Here is an 18,542-nt window from a genome sequence, read left to right on the forward strand (position 1 = left end):
ATAGACATGAAAACCAAACGTGCAATTTTATTAGGTATAGCCATTTGGGTTATAGGCATACTTTTTTATTCATTATCCTTTTACACGCCCATATTAGAGAACGCGGAGACTCAAGCAAACCTTGTGCTATTTATTATAGTTATGCCATTAGTCTGGCTGGGGTGTTCTTACTATTACAAGAAAGATAACAAAACCCACGGCTACAAAGTTGGTCAGACTATGTTGTTAACTGCCGTTGCATTGGATGCACTAATAACAGTTCCGTTTTTTGTGATTCCGAATGGAGGAAACCATTACACCTTTTTCACTTCTCTAGGGTTTTGGATTATAGCTTTTGAATTTTTAGCGGTAGCCGTATTATACTGGTATACTCGAGTTTATCCTCACAAAACTCCATCAAAAAAATAAAATCATGGATTTCACTTTAGAAAACATAGCGCTTGTTACACTAGTATTATTGACAGGATTATCAGCTGGATTATGCTTTACATGGACTAATTCAGTAACACCTGGAATCGGAAGATTAAATGATTTTGGCTATTTACAATCTTTCCAACATATGAACAGGGCTATTTTAAACCCTGTATTCTTTGCCGTGTTTTTTGGTCCTTTTTTCTTGAATCTTATTAGTATATACTTATTCAAAAGCAACTCAAACCATTTCCTATGGTTATTAATAATAGCAGGAGTATTGTACTTTTTTGGAGTCCTAGTTGTAACCGTTTTTGGCAATGTACCGCTCAATGAGATGTTAAACAAAATAGATTTGGGTATTGCCAGTATTGATGAACTAAGGCAACTACGCGAAAAATTTGAAGTAAAATGGAACCGCTTGCATTCAATCAGGACATTAACTTCGATTATCTCATTTCTATTACTGATAATCAGCATATCACTAAACATTAAACAATAATATTAATATCATATAAAAAATGAAAAATACAAGTAACATTTTAGTAATTGGCGGAACCGGTAAAACCGGCCGCAAAGTAGCAAGTAAACTAATTCAATCTGGACATAACGTTAGAATTGGTTCGCGATCAGCTACCCCTGCTTTTGATTGGGACAATCCCGAAAGCTGGTCAAATGCATTGGAAGGAATGGATAAAGTATATATAACGTTTCAGCCAGACTTAGCAGTTCCAGGAGCGTTGGAAGCGATAGAAGAACTGACAAAGCAGGCTAAAAGATGTGGTGTTAAAAAATTGGTGTTACTTTCAGGAAAAGGAGAGCGAGAGGCCGAGTTGTGTGAACAAGTCGTGATTCACTCTGGATTAGATTATACAATTATCAGAGCTAGTTGGTTTAATCAAAACTTTAGTGAAAGTTTTTTCTTGGAACCCATTTTAGAAGGATTTGTGGCCTTACCACAAGCGGAAGCCAAAGTACCTTATGTAGACACCGACGATATTTCCGATGTGGCGATTGAAGCCTTATTGAATGATAAACACAATGGTGAAATTTATCAACTCACAGGCCCAAGACTACTTACATTCAAGGAAGTTATTCAAGAGATTTCTAAGGCCACAGGAAGAGAAATCGCCTTTACACCTATTGCTTTGCCAGCTTACACAAGCATAATGAAGCAACAAGGCGTACCAGAAGATTTTGTTTGGCTAATAGAGTATTTGTTCTCCGAAGTTCTAGTAAATCCAAGTAATTCTGAAATCACCCATGACATTGAAAAGGTATTGGGAAAAAAACCAAAAGACTTTTCAGAATACATAGAAGAAACTGTAGCAACAGGAATCTGGAATTAAAAACAATTAATTAAAAATAAAAAAATGTCAAAGTTGAATATAGAATCAAAAAAAGTTGAAAACGCCAAACCAATAGCAAGCGAAATCCTAAAGAACACAAATAAAACAATGGGGTTTATTCCTAATATGTACTCCGGAATGGCGAACAATCCTGCTCTCTTAGACGCCTATGTACATTCGTACAAAACATTTCGTCAAAATTCAGGGTTTAATTCTATCGAGCAAGAAATTATTTTCCTTTCAGTCGCATATGAGAACGAATGTGACTATTGCATGGCAGCTCATAGTTTTGTTGCTGACAAGGCCTCCAAAGTTCCTGCTGAAATAACAGAAGCCATAAGATCCAATGGAATCATAAATGACAAAAAATTAAAGGCTCTAAGTTCAATTGCTCGGTTAGTCACTAAAAATAGAGGCCATATTAGTCGAGAAGAAATCAATAGTTTTTTAGATTCAGGATATACAGAAAATCACGTATTAGGAGTAATAACCGGTGTTGGAGTCAAAACTTTTAGCAATTACTTTAATCACGTTGCGGAAACCAAACTTGACACTCCATTTAAATCTAGAGCTTGGTCCAAAACTATAAAATAGAAATTCCATTGGGTAATTAACAAAAGCCAGAACATTGAATTAAGAATAGTAGAAACTGGATTGCCAAAGGTTTAACAACCACTAAGCACATAAAACGAATAAATGGAAAAATTAGTTCTTTCTTAACTAAAATCAACAAAACATAGTAATATCTTGATTATCTATTAATCAAAATCGAACATTTAACATGAAACGTTTTATTCCAAGGATTTTTGCAATACTTATCATTATTCTTTTAACGCAATCTCAGGCATTTTCGCAATCGACTAAATTAGCCCTTAACGAGGAGTTATGGCTAGCAACGGAAACTACTAAAGTTTCTTTTGAAACCTTTGATGGACGAGAAGCCGTTATGCTGGAAGGGGATCTAGGCCTAAAGAATTCCAATTACATTGAAGGTGTCATGACAATGGATGTTTATTGTACCTCAAAGCGTTCATTCGCAGGAATGTTCTTTCATAAATCTGACGGAAACAAAGATGAGATCTACCTAAGGCAGCATAAATCCAATCAAGTAGATGCTATACAATATACACCCGTTTTCAATAATGAAGGTAACTGGCAACTTTATCACAAATTTCAAGCTAAAGCTAACTTCAAACTTAATGAGTGGAACAATCTCAAAGTCGAGTTTAATAAAACCCAAGCTAATGTTTATGTAAACGATGAATTACTGCTTACAATAAATGATCTTCAAGGAGTATCAGAAAGTGGCGAAATAGGCCTCTGGTCTTTGTTCCCAAGCTGGATATCCAATGTTTCATTTGAAGAAACCAAGGTTGACATCGAAAATGATTTGGCAATTGAACCCAAGTTGAATTCAAATTACATTACTAAATGGCAACTTTCTGAGAGCTATTCTTTTGAATCACTGAATGCCATTCTTGATGAGTCTAAAAATCTAGCTTTTAAAAATGTAACAGCAGATAATTCCGGACTTCTTCCAATCTCAAAATATGTGACCAAAAAAAGTGCCGGAAACTTTGAACGAAACGCTGAGGATATTGTAGTTGCTCAATTTAAAGTGTCCTCAGAGATAAAAGAGATTAAGAAAATGTATTTTGATTATAGTGATCGTTGTATTGTATTGCTAAATGGCAATGAACTGTTTAGCGGCAATAATTCTTTTAGACTCAAAGGACCACAATTCATGGGGCATTTGAACCCCGATGCCAACGCGTTAAACCTAAATTTAATGAAAGGTGAAAATACTGTTCAAATAATTCTTATTGAAAAAGCCAATGGCTGGGGATTATCCGCAAAGTTTGAAGATTTAGAACGTATCCAATTACATTAGTTTATAAACAAAAAACAGTGATTTATGCCACACTTCGTCCTAGAATGTTCAGAAAATGTTCTTGAAATAAAATCACCCCAAGAAATTATGCAAAAAGTATATGATTCAGCAGAATCAATCGGCCTATTTGCAAAAGGGGATATTAAGGTACGTATTAACCCCTACCAATACTACAAGGTAGGTGGCACGAACGATAAGTTCGTCCACGTTTTCGCAAACATAATGGAAGGACGTTCTACTGAACAGAAAAATAAATTATCAAATAGTATAGTTTCTGAACTAAATGAAATGTTACCAAATGTTCCGATAATATCAATTAATATTCGCGATTTCGAAAGAGCTACATATTGCAATAAATCAATGTTTTAAATATTAATAACAATAAAAATGATAGCCTACTTAAATCATAAACATATCACACTTCTTTTTTTAGGTATACTATTCTTTTCATGTAAAACTAAAACAGAAGACTACGTTTGCACACCATGTGATCTAAGTTGCGATGTATTAATGTTTACAGAACCAGGAATTTGCCCTCATTGTAATATGAAGCTTATTAAACAAAGTGATATAGAAAAAATGAACCAAACCTTGGTTCCGGGTGAATTAAAAATCAACTATGAGTTTTTAGATGAAGAATCGTTAGAAAAAGAAGCTGAGTTTACTGAAGTTATTACCAAATCATTCACTTTATACAAAGATTTATTTGGTGGGAATCCAAGAGATTCGTTAGGAGCTACATATACAGATTTCACAATCACGGTTAGTAAATCAAAAGACTCTGGGGGCGAGGCAGATCCTAAATCTATTCAGTTTAAATGGTCAGAAAACAAAACTCTTGGCAAGGGTTCATGGAAAACGGTACTAATGCACGAACTTTTTCATTTATGGAATGGTGAAACCATACGTTATAAAAATGGTGAAGAACACTGGTTTAATGAAGGTTTTTCAGAATTTTATTCGTTTCAGACAGCTGTTAGAATGGGAATTGTTTCGCCAGAAGAAATGTTAGCAACTTCAGCACTTTCTTTAGGTTATTATAGTGGTTCCAAAGGTTTAGGAAATATTTCAATGCGTGAAGCAGGAATTGATGATAAAACAAAGTTTGAAAACTTTTTTTTGGTATATCATGGTGGATGGATAACAGCTATGGTTTTAGATGTTGATATTCGTACTAAAACAGATAATGAAAAAAGTCTGGATGATTTGATGAAATGGCTGTATGCAAATTTCTTACGTACAGAAAATTTATATGATACAAACGATATTATTAATGGCATAATAATTACCACAGGTTTAGACTATACCGAGTTCTTTAATACATATATCTACAATTCTGAAGCGATACCGGTATCTAATTACTTGGACCCAGGAAAAGCAATATGGGATTATAAATGGAATGAAGAAGGTAAACCCAATCATAAGTATTTCTATAAAACTTTAGGGATTGACAGAGATATAAATATTCAAACTGGTTCTGGGTCATTTTTTATAGAAGGAGGAATAGACAGCGAAGAAAAAACGGTTAAAGTATATTATCATAGACCTGAAAATTTCACAATCGATTCTGAAATTCTATTGGTAATTCCTGGAGCTGGTAGAAATGGTGATAGTTATCGCAATGCGTGGATTGAAGAGTCAGAAAAATATGGTTTACTAATCCTTTCTCCCATGTACCCTGAAAATGAATATGGTTTTGATGATTATCATTTAGGCGGTTTAATTAAAGATTCGAACTTGCAAGAATGTATTGAACGTGTTGAAAATTCCAATAAAATAAAACTTGATGAGGACAAATTAACATTCAAGATGAATCTGATTACAGACGAATGGATTTTCAATGATTTCGATAGAATTTTTGACTTGGCAGTTGAAGCATTAAAATCTAATCAAAAATCCTATGATCTCTTTGGGCATTCTGCTGGAGGTCATATTTTACATAGGTTTGCACTCTTTCAAGAAAACTCCAAAGCCGGCAAAATATTAGCTTCAAATGCAAGCTTTTATACCCTACCAAAATTTAACGATTCATATCCTTTTGGATTAAAAGACACTCCAGTCGATGAAGTTTTGCTTAAAAATGCATTTAGGAAAAATCTAATTGTTCTTCTAGGTGAACTTGACAATGAGAATGAAACAGGAGGAAGTTTTTTAAGCTCTCCTACTGCTAATTTACAGGGGTTACATCGACTAGAACGCGGCAAGTACTTTTATGAAATGGCAAAAGCGAAAGCTCTTGAAATGAAAACGGAATTCAATTGGGAAATAAAAATAATACCTAATGTAGGACACAATCATCGCTTAATGGGCGCTGCTGCGGGAGATTATTTGTATAAATAAATCAAGCCTATAACCAAAGAAGAGCGGTAAAATATGTTAGCTACTAGCTAAGAATTGCATAGTAAAGTTGAAACCAGTTATTTGGCAAATCCAGTAACACAAAATGATGATGCATGGTTAGAAAAACTACGCCTCCTATTAGCAGCTATGGCACTTCATTTATTACAAACGTCTTTTAATCCAAAAGAAATCAAGCTAGATCGATTACGCGATAATTTACATGCTATTTTAACAATAGCAGATCTTAAAAAGGCAACCGATAAATTGAATCAAAAATGAATAATTATAATATCTAATCATGAAAATAAATCTCGCTTACATTATCCTTGTAATTCTATTTACTTTAGAAGCAAGCACTTTATCTGGACAGGAATCATTTAAACATACTGAGCTTAAAACTAAAATCAACACTTATTTAAACAATAGTGTAAGCAATGGATATTCAGGATCCGTACTAGTGGCCAAAAATGGAGAGATTATATTATCAAAAGGTTATGGTTGGTCAGATAGGATAAGAAAAATCAACAACACATCCTCAACAGTTTTCAATATAGGTTCAGTAACAAAACAATTTACTGCCGCTGCTATTCTAAAGTTAATTGAGCAAGAAAAAATTAAAACTTCGGACAACATTGGTCAGTTCTTTAAAAAAGCACCATTAGATAAAAAAGAGATAACCATTCATCAATTACTTACACATACATCAGGAATATCTCCAAAAACCGGTGGTTATAGATATGATGAAGCCAGTAAAGAACATTTCATTAATACTTTTTTTGAAGCTTCACTGCAATCAAAACCAGGTACAAAACATAAATATGCCAATGCAAACTATATTATGCTTTCGGCCATTATTGAATTGGTCTCCGAACAAGATTACACGACTTTCCTAAACGACAATTTTTGGAAACCACTCAAAATGTTTCATACTGGCTATAAAAGTATTTCTTTTAATAGTGAGCAACTTGCTCATGGATATTATTTCAATTATTCTGATGGCATTTGGAAAGATTGGGGAACAACTCAAGAACATTTACCTTATACTGATAATCATTGGTATAGCATAGGCAAAGGGGACATTCATTCCACCGTTGAGGACCTTTACAAATGGCATGTAGCACTAAATATCGGTCAAATACTAAATGCAAAATCCAAAGTATTGTTTGAAACCCCATATGTTGCAGAAGACGTAGCTGGAACTTCTCATTACGGATACGGATGGGCAATTTTCAGGAGTAAACAAAACACTAAAACTGTAACCCATAATGGTAGCAACGGCATTTATTTTGCAAACTTCATTAGGTATATTGATGACGATGTTGTTGTTATTGAATTATCAAATGCAATTCTAGGAAAGGAAACTGAAAGTGTTGCTTGGCGAATCAGTGATATAGTTTTTGATGAGAACTATATTCCAAAACCAATTTCAAAATCAGTATATGAACTTGTTTACGACTTTATGAAAACCAATGAAGTAGAAAACGTAAAACTGATATCTAGTTTTCTAGAAAAGAACATAGGGCAAAAATTTAATGATAGAGCGGTATTCAATAGAATAGGAAATAAACTACTGGAAAAAGAAAACAATCCAGGCTGGGGATTAGAACTACTCAAACTAAATGTAGAAATATTCTCAAATGACGGTAATCTTTTTGATTCACTTGGAGATGCATATTTCAAGTACAACCAAAGAGAAAATACAATTCAGGCTTTTACTAGAGCTTTGGAATTAAAACCAATAGATAATTGTCATTGGTGTAAAAACTCCAATAATAAGCTTAATTTACTTAAAAACCATTAATTACTAATCTAGTACAAATGAAAAAATACATCATCTCCTTTAGCATTGTTCTTTATGCATTTGCGGTTCCATTTTTGGAGTTGAACAATACTCACGTATTTAATCCAGATTGGACTCCACATGTTAGAATACACGAAGTTTGGCAACTTATCACCAATACAGGAATCGGTATACTTTGCCTTTGGCTGGTTTGGTTCAAAAATGAATTAAAAATTAGCGCCCTATTGAGTATGCTTATCACTGGTGGGTTTTTATTAGCCTACTTTATAAAAGACCTTTATGGTGGTTCAATGAAATATCTTGATGGAAGCGAAAAAACACTTCTAGGAATTAATATTGGTGTCCTAGGATTTGGAATAGCCTTTATACTCTTATTGGCCACAATAAAAACAAAAACCCCCAAGAATAATGGGGTTAATTTTTTTACAGTTACTCTTTGCTTCCTCTTTGCTTCAAGTACATTTTCACAATCCGTTGACCAATCACAATGGATAGAAGATATTGATTTGTATAAATCGCAATTAGAACAAAAGCATATTGATTTATATAATAAGATCAGCAAAGTTGAATTTGAAAATGAAATACATGAAATAAAAACTGATATACAGTCAAAAAATGACGTTGCCATTATCATAGATTTAATGCAATTAACCCATAAAATTGGCGATGGTCACACGGCATTCTCTTTGAGAGGAGTGGAAACACATTTATTCCCAATTGAAATATATAAGGTTAATGGGAAGTGGAGAGTAATAAAGGTCACCAAAGAGTATGAATATTTATTGGGCAAAATATTGGTGGGGATTGATGGAAAAAAATTTAATAGAATATGTAAGGAAGTTTCAAAAGTTGCGCAATACATTGAAAATAAGCAGTCTAAAATAATTAGAACAGGAGAATATTCAATGATATCAGAATTACTTCATGGACTAAATATTACAGATAGTGAATTTAAGGCAAGGTTTACGTTTCTAGATGATTCAACAGGAGAAAAAAACAATATTCTATTGCGAGCTATAAGTAATAAAGAGTATTACGGAAATACTGAATTTAGATTTTTTCAAACAACGATTCCCCAAGTTCAAAAACCAACCGATACTAAACACGATTATCTTTGGTTTAGCCCAATTAAAGACGCAAAAGGGGTTTATATAAAATTTGAGAGTTATCCGTCTTTCGAAGAAATGGAGGAGTTTGGAGAGTCCGTATTAGAATTCATAAATGAAAATGACACCGAAAATGTGGTTATTGATTTAAGAAATAACGGTGGAGGTGATTTTTTTGTCGGGACCTTTTTAGCCTACTATCTTAATTTAGCTGATAGTATTGATTGGAAATCTGGAGTATACGTGCTAACGGATAAGGTAACCTTTTCCGCAGCTACGAGTAATGCATCTCAATTTAGACAAATGCTCAATGCAAAAATTGTCGGGGAGCCAACAGGTTCAAATCCTACTGGATACCAAGATATGGGGCAGTTTACACTTCCAAATTCTGGAATAATTGTTACACATTCTAAAAGACTATTCAAGTTTCAAGACAAGTCAACAGAAGGAGTTCAGCCCGATGTATTTATAGAGTATGAATGGAAAAGTTACTCTAAGGGAATTGATAATATGATGCAATGGATAATAAGCGACATTAATAATTAGGCGAATAAATGTTATTTTAAGTTTACAGAAAACAAATAAAAAGATAGAGGCGTGAAGTTCAGAAAAGCAATCGAACAAGATATTAAGCACATAGTTGCAATGCTCGCCGATGATGAATTGGGCAAAAAAAGGGAAAATTACCGCATACCCTTGCCCGAAGAGTACATCAATGCTTTTAATAACATTAACAATGACCCAAACCAAGAACTTATTGTAGTTGAAAACGAAGATGGTGACATTGTGGGAACTTTACAAATATCATTCATTCAATATCTTACCTATTGTGGTGGCATAAGAGCACAAATTGAAGCTGTTCGAATACGAAAAGATAACAGAGGAACAGGGTTAGGTACTCAAATGTTCAAATGGGCCATTCAAAGGGCAAAAGATAAAAATGCTCATGTGCTACAATTAACAACTGACAAACAGCGACCAAATGCCCTCGATTTTTATCTAAACTTGGGCTTCACCGCTACGCATGAAGGAATGAAAATGCACTTCACAACAACCTAAACCGTTCTTTTAGTTTATCAAGAATATGTTCTATTACATTTTCAGGTACCTCTAGAATCTCTGATACGTCATGAATACTCTGATTACCAAAAGTGTACAACTCCAGTACCGATTTACTTCGCAGCGGTATATTGCTGTATAACGTACCAAATAGAGCCCTATGCTCAAATGATGGCAATAATTCATCCTGCATATCTAGCTTCTTAATCAACTGCTGTTCCAAACTTTCATCAAGAATAACTTTAGAAGAACGTTCTTTCGTCTGCTTATATGAAATATCATCCAATTCTGTGTTTAAAATCAAATCGCCGTCTGCTTGGGTAGTGAATGATTCATCCAACCTATTCAATTCTTGTTTCAATAATGATTCTGTACTCAGATAATCAGGGTTTTCCTGTTCGAGAATTTTTTTCTCCTCAATTTTTTGAACGGCCTTGGCAAATAAGATGGTCTTCAATTTTTCCTCATCAGAAAACTTTGAGAGGTCTTTAAATACTTCTAGATAAATCTCATCCAACATTCCTTCAGCATTATAAAAGCCCCGATCAATTGAACTTTGGGCCTCTGCCGCCATTAAACTTCGACTCATGAATTTTTTTAAATTGGGAGCAAAAGATGATATTTTACTGTAAAACTCATTAAAATCATTCTCCTCTTTATGTACGTGTAGTTGTTTTACTAGCATGGCATTCTATTTTGAAGTTAGCATTAATAATTCCTCCTTTAAAACTAAGTTCAAATACCTTCGATAAAAATGATATATATCAGTAAATCAATGATCGACCTATTCAAAATCGTAAATAATTGTTAACTGACCTACATCATTTGAAAAGCATAATCACTACTCTATTTTAGCTCTCAAATAATTGTTTAATCTAAAATCAATATCATGTCATTAGTAAAATTTAGAAAAAGAAGACCTTTTGGTAGTCTGGTAACCTCTGATTTTTTTGATATGGAGGATTTCTTTGACAACCGATTTTGGAACCAAGGACTGGTCAATGACAGTTTTTGGAATGGAAGAAAAGGGGAACCGGCCCTAAACATAAAAGAGAACGAAGCTAATTTTGAAATTGAATTGGCCGCTCCAGGTTTTGCAAAAAAAGATTTTGAAATCACGATTGACGATGGGTACTTGAATGTTTCTGCGAAGAAATCTACATCTGAAGAAGAAAAAGAAGATGATTTTACTCGTAGGGAGTTTAGCTACAAGTCATTTGAAAGATCACTGCAATTGCCTGAAAATGTGAAAGAAGAAGAAATTAAAGCTAAATACAAAGATGGCATTCTTAGTTTTAAGTTAGAAAAAATGGAAGAGGCCAAAAAGGCTAAACCAAAAGTAGTTGAGATTGCTTGAATCTCATTTGTTTATGAATGCCTTCTTATCTGATCTTAAAGCGTCCATGTATTGTAGGGGTTAGATTTGGGGGCATTCCCCTTTTGGTAAAATATTGCTAGAACAGATTAGGAATCACCCAAAAGAACTGACACCATATCTTCTGTCAAAGCCTCATTCGCCGCTTTATACCCTAAATCAAAAACAGCATCAATGTCCTTCACAGAGAAAGTACCATATTTCTTCAAATCTTTTGGACTTATTACCAAATTACAATCCTCGAATTTTTCAATAGATTCATGAGCCGTTTTGATTTTGTAGGCCCTATCCAAAATGCTAAAAGAATATTTAAGATCATTGATCCTAAGCACCTCAAATGGGTTTACATAAACTCCAACTATAGTATCGCAGGATGTTTTAATTAAATCTACAGGAAAGTTATTGAGCGTACCTCCATCTATATAATGTTCACCACCTATCTCAACAGGAGTGAAAACCCCTGGAAAGGCAGCGGATGCCAAAATTGGCCGAATCAATTCTCCCGCATCAAAAACCTTTAAAGTACCGGTTAGCAAGTTAGTGGTTGTAATGGCCAGCGGCATCTGTAAAGAGCTGAAATTGTCGTCTACCAGATAAGATTTAAAACTGTCATATAATTTTTCGGTATCTATGAAGCCCGGTTTATTGCGGGCAAACTTATTTAACTTGAAAATCTGTACCGACTTGAAAAAATCCAATATTTCTTCCCACGTATTCCCATTGGCGTATAATGCCCCTACAATGGCACCAGCACTGGCACCGGCAATATGGTTTGGGAAAATACCATGCTCTTCCAAAGCTTTGATGGCTCCAATATGAGCCACACCGCGAACACCGCCACCAGAAAGGACCAGGCCTATATTCATACTTGAAATTTAATATCAAAACTATGAATATTCCACATTCAGTCTAAAAAAAATATGGGAAGGTTTAAATTTTGTATAGTCGGGAATCAAAACATGGCGCAGACTAACCTGCCAATTGTTTTGCACTACGCATTTTTTTTAATTGCCTGAGCACGAGGGTCAAAAGGCTTTTTTGAAGAATGCCCTTATACCCGCCCAGTAAATGTGAAGGAGTTAAATCTGATTTACATCTATGTAGATTCAACTTGAAGCTTTCCAGATTTATTTCTCGGTGAAGGCTTAAGATTTTTAATTGCTTATCTATTTCGGAAAATGAGTTATAAGTTTTCATAATTAATCAAAATAATATTTTGAGAATTTCTTCAACAAAGGTGTGTCCATTTTTTTACGGAAAATATAGCATAGTATGGCAACTACAACATAAAATAGTCCCACTATCAGAAATCCGTGGTAGAACTCATTCATCGCATTACCTATGGCATACGCCGCGGTCAATGACAATAAGAATAAAGCCAAAAAGGCAATTGCCCCTATGACCAATACATGAGTTAAGGAAGTAATTCCTCTCATTGAGGTTTTGAATACTTTCAGTTTGTAGTATTCTTCACTATTCTCAAGATAGGATCTAATATCGACATCGGCCTCTATTAGATCCTTCTTTAATTCATCAAAAGCCATAAGAACCTATTTCTGTAGTTGCGTATTTTTCTTTTTCATTTCTTCCAATTTACGCTCCAAAGTTGCGATGATATCATCCGCTTTGTAACTCATTGTTGAAATGGTATCTTCTAACTTTTGCTCGAACTCAACTTTCTTTTCCTGAGCAGTTTTAGTAAGCTCTTCCTTGGCATGCGAGACACGCTCTGCTATTTCGTGCTTTGTCTCCATGGCTTTTTCCTTGATTTTTTTACGGGTTTTCGTCCCTTTGTCGGGTGCGTACAAAATACCTACCCCTGCCCCTATTGCAGCTCCTGTCAATAAGGCTAACATGATGTTTCCACTATCGTTTGACATGATTCTTGAATTTTATGGTTCATATTAAATTATACACCAAAGTAATTCAATGAGTCATCACTTGAAATGATTTAAATCATTTCAAAAAAAAGAGGGTTTCAAAACCATTCAATGGGTATTCTTATAACTGTAGTAAATCAGTTTTCAAGCAAATGAAATGCTTGCTTAGCTATTTCCAACTCTTCATTGGTTGGAATAACCAAAACCTTTACAATTGAATCTGAAGTATTAATCTCTCGGAGATGGGCTGATTTCCTGGAATTAAACAAATCATCTATTTCTATTTCTAAAAATTGCATTTCATTGCAGACCATTTTACGTATCAGTTCAGAGTTTTCCCCAATCCCAGCCGTAAAAATTAGGGCATCAAGACCATTCATAGCGGCCGCATAGGCTCCAATATATTTTTTAATTCGATACGCATTCATTTCCAAAGCCAACTTACAAGCGTGATTACCTCTCTCCGCTTCAGACTCAATATCCCTTAAATCACTATAACCGGTCAAACCCAACATACCGCTTTCTTTGTTCAACATATTATTCACCTCATCTAAAGAATAACCCAGTTCATTCACCAAATAAAAGACAATAGAATGGTCTATATCTCCACTTCTAGAACCCATGATCAGTCCGTTCGAAGGTGCGAACCCAAGACTATGATCTACACTTTTTCCATTCTTTACTGCACTTATACTGCAACCATTACCAAGATGGATTGTAATTAGCTTTGCATCCTCTCTACCTAAATAATCCGCGGCTCTTTCCGAAACATACTTATGACTAGTACCATGAAAACCATAGAGTTGGATTCCGTTTTCTTCATAGAACTTATTGGGAATGGCATATTTGCGCACCTTAGTAGGTATTGATTGATGAAATGCCGTATCAAAAACTGCAATCTGTTTTGAATTCGAGAATATTTGTTCCGCAATTTCAATTCCCAATAGATTATGTGGATTATGTAAAGGTGCTAGGCTGAAATTTTCCTTTATTATTCTTTTCACCTCTTTATTCACTAATGTTGTCTCGGAAAACGCATTCCCACCATGAACAACCCTATGGCCCACAGCTTCTATTTCCTCGGTACTTTTTAGAATCCCGTTTTCCACATCAAGTAAAACATTGGAAATCTTAATCAGACCTTCCTTGTGGTCATTTATCGGCAATTTTTTTTTATGCTTTTTCCCAGAAAGATTAAAAACCAAAACCGAATCACGAGATCCAATACGTTCGACCAAGCCACCACAGATCACTTTTTCCTCTGGCATTTCAATTAGTTGGAACTTAATTGAAGAACTGCCCGAATTTAATATCAATACCTTCATATAAGTTATTCTAAATCTTGTGCCTGAATTGCAGTAATAATCACAGCGTTAAAGATATCGTCCACATTACAACCTCGGCTTAGGTCATTCACAGGTTTGTTAAGCCCTTGTAAAATGGGACCGATTGCTATCGTTCCCGTCTCCCTTTGAACGGCTTTGTAGGTATTGTTCCCTGTGTTAAGATCTGGAAAAATAAAAACTGATGCCTCACCGGCCACTTGTGACCCTGGCATTTTGGTTTTGCCCACATTTATATCAACAGCTGCGTCATATTGTATTGGCCCCTCAACCTTTAGATCAGGTCGTTTCTCTTTTACCAATTTGGTTGCATTACGTACTCTCTCAACATCTTCGCCCACTCCTGAACTACCTGAGGAGTATGATAACATTGCGATTTTTGGGTCAATACCAAATGCTTGACTTGTTTCAGCTGAAGATATGGCAATCTCTGATAATTGTTCTGCATCTGGGTTCGGGTTTATGGCACAATCACCATAGAGTGTAACCCTATCTTCAAGACACATAAAAAAGACTGAAGAAACCACAGAAACATCTGGTCGTGTTTTTATAAAATGTAATGCAGGAAGAATGGTGTGTTTTGTAGTATGTATTGCACCCGATACCATGCCATCTGCATAACCTTTATGAACCATCATGGTAGCAAAATATGAAACATCTTCCATAAGATCACGGGCCATTGCCAAATTCACATTTTTATGCTTTCTCAATTCATATAGGGTTTCGGAGAATTCATCAAAATATTTAGATTCAGTTGGGTTCTCTATCTCAATACTATTAAGATCAAGATCTAAATCCATCAGTGATATTTTGTCTGCTATTTGTATTGGGTCACCTAGTAAGGTGATTTCAACGGCATTGGCATCTAGCAATTGCTTTGTTGCCTTTAATACACGTTCATCCAATCCTTCTGCAAGTACAATTCTTTTTTTATCTGCTTTTGCCCGCTTCAGTAAATTATATTGAAACATTCTAGGTGTAATTCCTTTAGACTTCGATGTTATCAATCTCTTGGCCAGCACTTCCTCAGGTATATATTTTGAAAAGTCCTGAATTGAGGTCATTATTTTATGAGTGTTCTCCGCATATATCTTCGGTCTGATCGCCCCAATTCGATTTGTTATTGAAAAAGTTCCTTCTTCTACAGAAATTATGGGCACAACGTCTGAAAGCCCCTCAATAAGCTTGGCAATAGGTTCTTCAGGAATTATTCCCCCGGTTAAAATCATCCCAGATACAGTAGGGTAATTAGCAGATAAATTTGCTTGTAAGGCTCCAAGAATAATATCGGCCCTATCACCAGGAGTAATTACAAGTCCATCTTTCTTTAAATGGGTGAGGTAATTGCGTAATTGCATGGCCCCTACGCCAAAATGCCCTGCTTGATTATTTAAATATTTTTCACCAAAGAGAACTTTACCTTCAAGAACATCAACAATTTCTTTTATGGTAGGGTTGCCCAAAACAGGATTCATTGGTATTGACCCTACCAATACCTCTTCAGGTATAACTTTTTGCAAACTCTCATTTACCAGCTCTAAATTTTTCTCTTGAACCTTATTGGCAACAACCATAAGAACCTCAACACCATGATCCTTAAATGAATCATAGGCCAAGTAGACATTATTTACCAACTCATCCAATGTTTTACCAACACCACTTGTCAATATGAGTGTTGGAATACCCAGGTTCTTTGCCATAAGTACATTGATATCCCATTCAATGATCGCTCCTTCTCCAGAAAAGTCCGTGCCTTCAACCAGCACAAAATCAAACTGATCTTCTATGCTCTTATATTTTTCTATAATCTTATCAAGAACCTCATCTTCTTTATTCTGATTATTCATCTGAATAACCTCGCTGCGTGTAAATGCGAACGCGTCTTCATAGGCAATTGGCAAATTAAAATAGGAAATAATGGTTTTTATGTGGTTATCTTTTGTACCATTCGTGTAGTCATCGATAATAGGTCTAAAATAGCCGACTTTAGCTGCTTTTCCCAATAACATTTGCATTAGACCCAGAGAAATTATTGATTTGCCACTGTTAGGTTCTGTTGTGGCAATATAAATGGCTTTGCTCATTAGCAATCAGTGTTTAATATGCAAATTTAAAATTTTAAGACCGTAAAAAACAATCTTATTGTAAGTATTGTTTATTGAAGAAAGTATATAACTTCCAACGTTAAAATAACATAATAAAACCCTAGATATTATATTAACTATACAATAATTTCAATTTGATATCAATGATTGAATTCCTGGTAAAATCAAGATTGGTATTTTGGTATGAAAAGCCATTTTTCTAATGACCGATTCTCTTGTTAATTTCTCCAAAAAAGTATGCGGATAGTTTATCAATACAATTAAATCAATATCCTCTTTTTTAGAAAAATCATTGACTGCATCAGCTACATTGTTCCACATTTCAACTCGGTGGAATTGATGGTCCAGGCCGTTTAATCGTTTTGACAATAATTCTTTGTTCTTCTTTTGCATTTCACTCAAAACATACTCCTCAGCAATCTGCAAAACATTTATTTTAGCATTCCAAATAGAAGCCATTTCAAGTATACTTTGTAAATCTTCTTCACCGATTACGTGGGTGAAATTAGTTGGAAAGACCACTGCATTCAACCTCTTAAAATCATGTTCATCAGGAACCGCCAAAATTGGGCAGAACCTTATTTTCTTGATCACCCTTACCGTATTACTTCCCATGAATACCTCTTTAGCCCCAGACGCACCTTTAGTGCCCATAACAATAAGATCTATTTCTCTTTCAAGGAGCAGCTGGTTGATTGCCTGATCTACATTGTTCGAAACCGAGACCAATTCAAATTCATGGTTTGTTCGTTTATGATTTTGAGAAAGATATTGTATTGACTTATCTAATTGAATATTTGAGTTCTCAGATAAGGAATCATAAATAACCCCTAACCTTTCCCTGCTTTTTTTTCCCAATAAATTTGTCATTTTTGGTTCGTAGGTGTTCAATAATATAAAATTGCAATCTACGTTCTCAAATATTTTTAAGGCCGTGAAAATCGCGTTCCACGCGTTATCGGAAAAATCCGTAGGTAAAATAATATTTTTCATTTCGGCTTTTATTTAGAAGAATTGGAATTATCAGGTACCACCAAAAATGGAACTTGTATGTGAAAACCAATTTGGTCGATGTTCTGTTTCGTCAATATCCGCTCAAAAAACGAATGGTTTCTGTTCATCATTACCAAAATATCAAAGTCATGTTCTTCTACATATTCAATGACGGCTTCTGGCATATAAGAACCCCTTTCTTCTTTAAATTCAAACTTAATCTGTGCAAGACAAAGTGCTAAGAAATCTTTATTCTCCTTCTGAACTTTACTTAGCTCATACTCCTCCTTTATATGTAGTACAGTAATCAAGGCATCAAATATTTTCGCTATTTCAATGGCAGTGTACAGTTCCTTCCTATGGTATTTTGACTTATAATCCGCAGCAAAAAGTATTTTTTCTATTCGCTTGTATACAAAACCGGCAGGAATCGCCAAAATTGGAACAGTAGCTTTTCGAATAACATGAACAGTGTTGGTTCCAAGAAATATTTCTTTTGCCCCAGAAGCTCCCTGCGTTCCCATGATAATTAAATCAACACTCTTGCTATGACTCAATTCGGTTATTTCATCGGTCAAAACATTGAATGCGGAGACGGTTTCATAAATGTGTTTAGGGTTATTGAAATTAGCCTTAACCTTCTGTAAGGTCATTTCCAGCCCAGACAAAGATGCGTCAACACCTTTATCAGCAATAGCACTGAATTCTGGACCTCCAAGCACATAATCCATACGATAAAAAGCAGGGGTATAGGTATGTAAAAAGTAGAATGTACAGCGTTCATTTTTTAAAAATTGCAGTGCAAACGAAATGGTATTCCAAGCATTTTCTGAAAAATCGGTGGGAATGAGGATTGTTTTCATGAGAAGCGGCTTTAGTAATACTTAAA

At 34.8% G+C, this 18,542-nt stretch carries 21 protein-coding genes; 12 read left to right on the forward strand and 9 right to left on the reverse strand.

The annotated features are described in order from the left end of the window. Positions 1–6 precede the first annotated feature (6 nt). The 11 genes from FB2170_RS01655 to FB2170_RS01705 all read left to right on the forward strand — a co-directional run bounded on the left by FB2170_RS01655 (position 7) and on the right by FB2170_RS01705 (position 9,957). Complete coding sequence (locus FB2170_RS01655; RefSeq protein WP_013304754.1) at positions 7–408, forward strand: DUF5367 domain-containing protein; 402 nt, start codon at positions 7–9, stop codon at positions 406–408. A 4-nt stretch (positions 409–412) separates the two neighbouring features. After that, positions 413–913: a DUF1772 domain-containing protein gene (locus FB2170_RS01660; protein ID WP_013304755.1), complete on the forward strand. Its 501-nt coding sequence runs from the start codon at positions 413–415 to the stop codon at positions 911–913. A gap of 19 nt (positions 914–932) precedes the next feature. Then, complete coding sequence (locus FB2170_RS01665) at positions 933–1,760, forward strand: NmrA family NAD(P)-binding protein (protein WP_013304756.1); 828 nt, start codon at positions 933–935, stop codon at positions 1,758–1,760. Positions 1,761–1,784: 24 nt separating this feature from the next. Then, on the forward strand, positions 1,785–2,354 hold the full coding sequence (locus tag FB2170_RS01670; protein ID WP_013304757.1) for a carboxymuconolactone decarboxylase family protein: 570 nt from the start codon (positions 1,785–1,787) through the stop codon (positions 2,352–2,354). Between the two features lie 187 nt (positions 2,355–2,541). Continuing rightward, positions 2,542–3,651, forward strand: coding sequence for a family 16 glycoside hydrolase (locus FB2170_RS01675; protein WP_013304758.1), 1,110 nt, complete (start codon positions 2,542–2,544; stop codon positions 3,649–3,651). Positions 3,652–3,675: 24 nt separating this feature from the next. Beyond that, positions 3,676–4,020 carry a 5-carboxymethyl-2-hydroxymuconate Delta-isomerase gene (locus FB2170_RS01680; protein ID WP_013304759.1) on the forward strand — a complete coding sequence of 115 codons (345 nt, stop codon included), beginning with the start codon at positions 3,676–3,678 and terminating at the stop codon, positions 4,018–4,020. Positions 4,021–4,197: 177 nt separating this feature from the next. Continuing rightward, positions 4,198–5,991 (forward strand): M1 family aminopeptidase, encoded by a 1,794-nt coding sequence (locus FB2170_RS17125; protein WP_158306076.1) that lies wholly within the window; start codon positions 4,198–4,200, stop codon positions 5,989–5,991. A gap of 81 nt (positions 5,992–6,072) precedes the next feature. After that, the gene (locus FB2170_RS01690) at positions 6,073–6,270 is read left to right on the forward strand and encodes a hypothetical protein (protein ID WP_013304761.1); all 198 of its coding nucleotides are present in this window, start codon (positions 6,073–6,075) and stop codon (positions 6,268–6,270) included. A 19-nt stretch (positions 6,271–6,289) separates the two neighbouring features. Then, positions 6,290–7,792, forward strand: a complete 1,503-nt coding sequence (locus tag FB2170_RS01695; RefSeq protein ID WP_013304762.1) for a serine hydrolase domain-containing protein — start codon at positions 6,290–6,292, stop codon at positions 7,790–7,792. A 17-nt stretch (positions 7,793–7,809) separates the two neighbouring features. Further along, positions 7,810–9,444: a S41 family peptidase gene (locus FB2170_RS01700; RefSeq protein WP_013304763.1), complete on the forward strand. Its 1,635-nt coding sequence runs from the start codon at positions 7,810–7,812 to the stop codon at positions 9,442–9,444. A 51-nt stretch (positions 9,445–9,495) separates the two neighbouring features. Continuing rightward, positions 9,496–9,957: a GNAT family N-acetyltransferase gene (locus tag FB2170_RS01705; RefSeq protein WP_041632634.1), complete on the forward strand. Its 462-nt coding sequence runs from the start codon at positions 9,496–9,498 to the stop codon at positions 9,955–9,957. Here FB2170_RS01705 and FB2170_RS01710 read toward each other — a convergent pair. Further along, the gene (locus FB2170_RS01710) at positions 9,944–10,642 is read right to left on the reverse strand and encodes a hypothetical protein (protein ID WP_013304765.1); all 699 of its coding nucleotides are present in this window, start codon (positions 10,640–10,642) and stop codon (positions 9,944–9,946) included. The two genes, FB2170_RS01705 and FB2170_RS01710, sit on opposite strands and share 14 nt — an antisense overlap. A gap of 204 nt (positions 10,643–10,846) precedes the next feature. Between FB2170_RS01710 and FB2170_RS01715 the strand changes: the two genes are divergently transcribed. After that, positions 10,847–11,314 (forward strand): Hsp20/alpha crystallin family protein, encoded by a 468-nt coding sequence (locus FB2170_RS01715; RefSeq protein ID WP_013304766.1) that lies wholly within the window; start codon positions 10,847–10,849, stop codon positions 11,312–11,314. Positions 11,315–11,421: 107 nt separating this feature from the next. On the opposite strand, the gene FB2170_RS01720 is transcribed toward FB2170_RS01715, so the two are convergent. The 8 genes from FB2170_RS01720 to FB2170_RS01755 all read right to left on the reverse strand — a co-directional run bounded on the left by FB2170_RS01720 (position 11,422) and on the right by FB2170_RS01755 (position 18,516). Next, positions 11,422–12,198 (reverse strand): patatin-like phospholipase family protein, encoded by a 777-nt coding sequence (locus tag FB2170_RS01720; protein WP_013304767.1) that lies wholly within the window; start codon positions 12,196–12,198, stop codon positions 11,422–11,424. A gap of 103 nt (positions 12,199–12,301) precedes the next feature. Further along, complete coding sequence (locus FB2170_RS17675) at positions 12,302–12,529, reverse strand: DUF6327 family protein (protein ID WP_013304768.1); 228 nt, start codon at positions 12,527–12,529, stop codon at positions 12,302–12,304. Between the two features lie 2 nt (positions 12,530–12,531). After that, entirely contained in the window at positions 12,532–12,876 is a 345-nt protein-coding gene (locus FB2170_RS01730; protein WP_013304769.1) for a phage holin family protein, read from the reverse strand. 6 nt (positions 12,877–12,882) lie between these two features. Beyond that, positions 12,883–13,212, reverse strand: coding sequence for a YtxH domain-containing protein (locus FB2170_RS01735; RefSeq protein ID WP_013304770.1), 330 nt, complete (start codon positions 13,210–13,212; stop codon positions 12,883–12,885). A 137-nt stretch (positions 13,213–13,349) separates the two neighbouring features. Continuing rightward, positions 13,350–14,537 (reverse strand): acetate/propionate family kinase, encoded by a 1,188-nt coding sequence (locus FB2170_RS01740; RefSeq protein ID WP_013304771.1) that lies wholly within the window; start codon positions 14,535–14,537, stop codon positions 13,350–13,352. A gap of 5 nt (positions 14,538–14,542) precedes the next feature. Further along, a complete protein-coding gene (gene pta, locus FB2170_RS01745; RefSeq protein WP_013304772.1) occupies positions 14,543–16,639 on the reverse strand; it encodes a phosphate acetyltransferase in 2,097 nt (698 codons plus the stop codon). A gap of 150 nt (positions 16,640–16,789) precedes the next feature. Next, entirely contained in the window at positions 16,790–17,653 is an 864-nt protein-coding gene (locus FB2170_RS01750; RefSeq protein ID WP_013304773.1) for a universal stress protein, read from the reverse strand. 8 nt (positions 17,654–17,661) lie between these two features. Beyond that, positions 17,662–18,516, reverse strand: a complete 855-nt coding sequence (locus FB2170_RS01755) for a universal stress protein (RefSeq protein ID WP_013304774.1) — start codon at positions 18,514–18,516, stop codon at positions 17,662–17,664. Positions 18,517–18,542 lie beyond the last annotated feature (26 nt).

It is taken from the genome of Maribacter sp. HTCC2170, assembly GCF_000153165.2.
Taxonomy (GTDB): domain Bacteria; phylum Bacteroidota; class Bacteroidia; order Flavobacteriales; family Flavobacteriaceae; genus Maribacter_A.

What these genes read in the sequence shown, in the direction of transcription:
- FB2170_RS01655 (WP_013304754.1), top strand. Translation starts at nt 7, where the DNA reads ATGAAAACCAAACGTGCAATTTTATTAGGTATAGCCATTTGGGTTATA.
- FB2170_RS01660 (WP_013304755.1), top strand. Translation starts at nt 413, where the DNA reads ATGGATTTCACTTTAGAAAACATAGCGCTTGTTACACTAGTATTATTG.
- FB2170_RS01665 (WP_013304756.1), top strand. Translation starts at nt 933, where the DNA reads ATGAAAAATACAAGTAACATTTTAGTAATTGGCGGAACCGGTAAAACC.
- FB2170_RS01670 (WP_013304757.1), top strand. Translation starts at nt 1,785, where the DNA reads ATGTCAAAGTTGAATATAGAATCAAAAAAAGTTGAAAACGCCAAACCA.
- FB2170_RS01675 (WP_013304758.1), top strand. Translation starts at nt 2,542, where the DNA reads ATGAAACGTTTTATTCCAAGGATTTTTGCAATACTTATCATTATTCTT.
- FB2170_RS01680 (WP_013304759.1), top strand. Translation starts at nt 3,676, where the DNA reads ATGCCACACTTCGTCCTAGAATGTTCAGAAAATGTTCTTGAAATAAAA.
- FB2170_RS17125 (WP_158306076.1), top strand. Translation starts at nt 4,198, where the DNA reads ATGAAGCTTATTAAACAAAGTGATATAGAAAAAATGAACCAAACCTTG.
- FB2170_RS01695 (WP_013304762.1), top strand. Translation starts at nt 6,290, where the DNA reads ATGAAAATAAATCTCGCTTACATTATCCTTGTAATTCTATTTACTTTA.
- FB2170_RS01700 (WP_013304763.1), top strand. Translation starts at nt 7,810, where the DNA reads ATGAAAAAATACATCATCTCCTTTAGCATTGTTCTTTATGCATTTGCG.
- FB2170_RS01710 (WP_013304765.1), bottom strand. Translation starts at nt 10,642, where the DNA reads ATGCTAGTAAAACAACTACACGTACATAAAGAGGAGAATGATTTTAAT.
- FB2170_RS01715 (WP_013304766.1), top strand. Translation starts at nt 10,847, where the DNA reads ATGTCATTAGTAAAATTTAGAAAAAGAAGACCTTTTGGTAGTCTGGTA.
- FB2170_RS01720 (WP_013304767.1), bottom strand. Translation starts at nt 12,198, where the DNA reads ATGAATATAGGCCTGGTCCTTTCTGGTGGCGGTGTTCGCGGTGTGGCT.
- FB2170_RS17675 (WP_013304768.1), bottom strand. Translation starts at nt 12,529, where the DNA reads ATGAAAACTTATAACTCATTTTCCGAAATAGATAAGCAATTAAAAATC.
- FB2170_RS01730 (WP_013304769.1), bottom strand. Translation starts at nt 12,876, where the DNA reads ATGGCTTTTGATGAATTAAAGAAGGATCTAATAGAGGCCGATGTCGAT.
- FB2170_RS01735 (WP_013304770.1), bottom strand. Translation starts at nt 13,212, where the DNA reads ATGTCAAACGATAGTGGAAACATCATGTTAGCCTTATTGACAGGAGCT.
- FB2170_RS01740 (WP_013304771.1), bottom strand. Translation starts at nt 14,537, where the DNA reads ATGAAGGTATTGATATTAAATTCGGGCAGTTCTTCAATTAAGTTCCAA.
- pta (WP_013304772.1), bottom strand. Translation starts at nt 16,639, where the DNA reads ATGAGCAAAGCCATTTATATTGCCACAACAGAACCTAACAGTGGCAAA.
- FB2170_RS01750 (WP_013304773.1), bottom strand. Translation starts at nt 17,653, where the DNA reads ATGAAAAATATTATTTTACCTACGGATTTTTCCGATAACGCGTGGAAC.
- FB2170_RS01755 (WP_013304774.1), bottom strand. Translation starts at nt 18,516, where the DNA reads ATGAAAACAATCCTCATTCCCACCGATTTTTCAGAAAATGCTTGGAAT.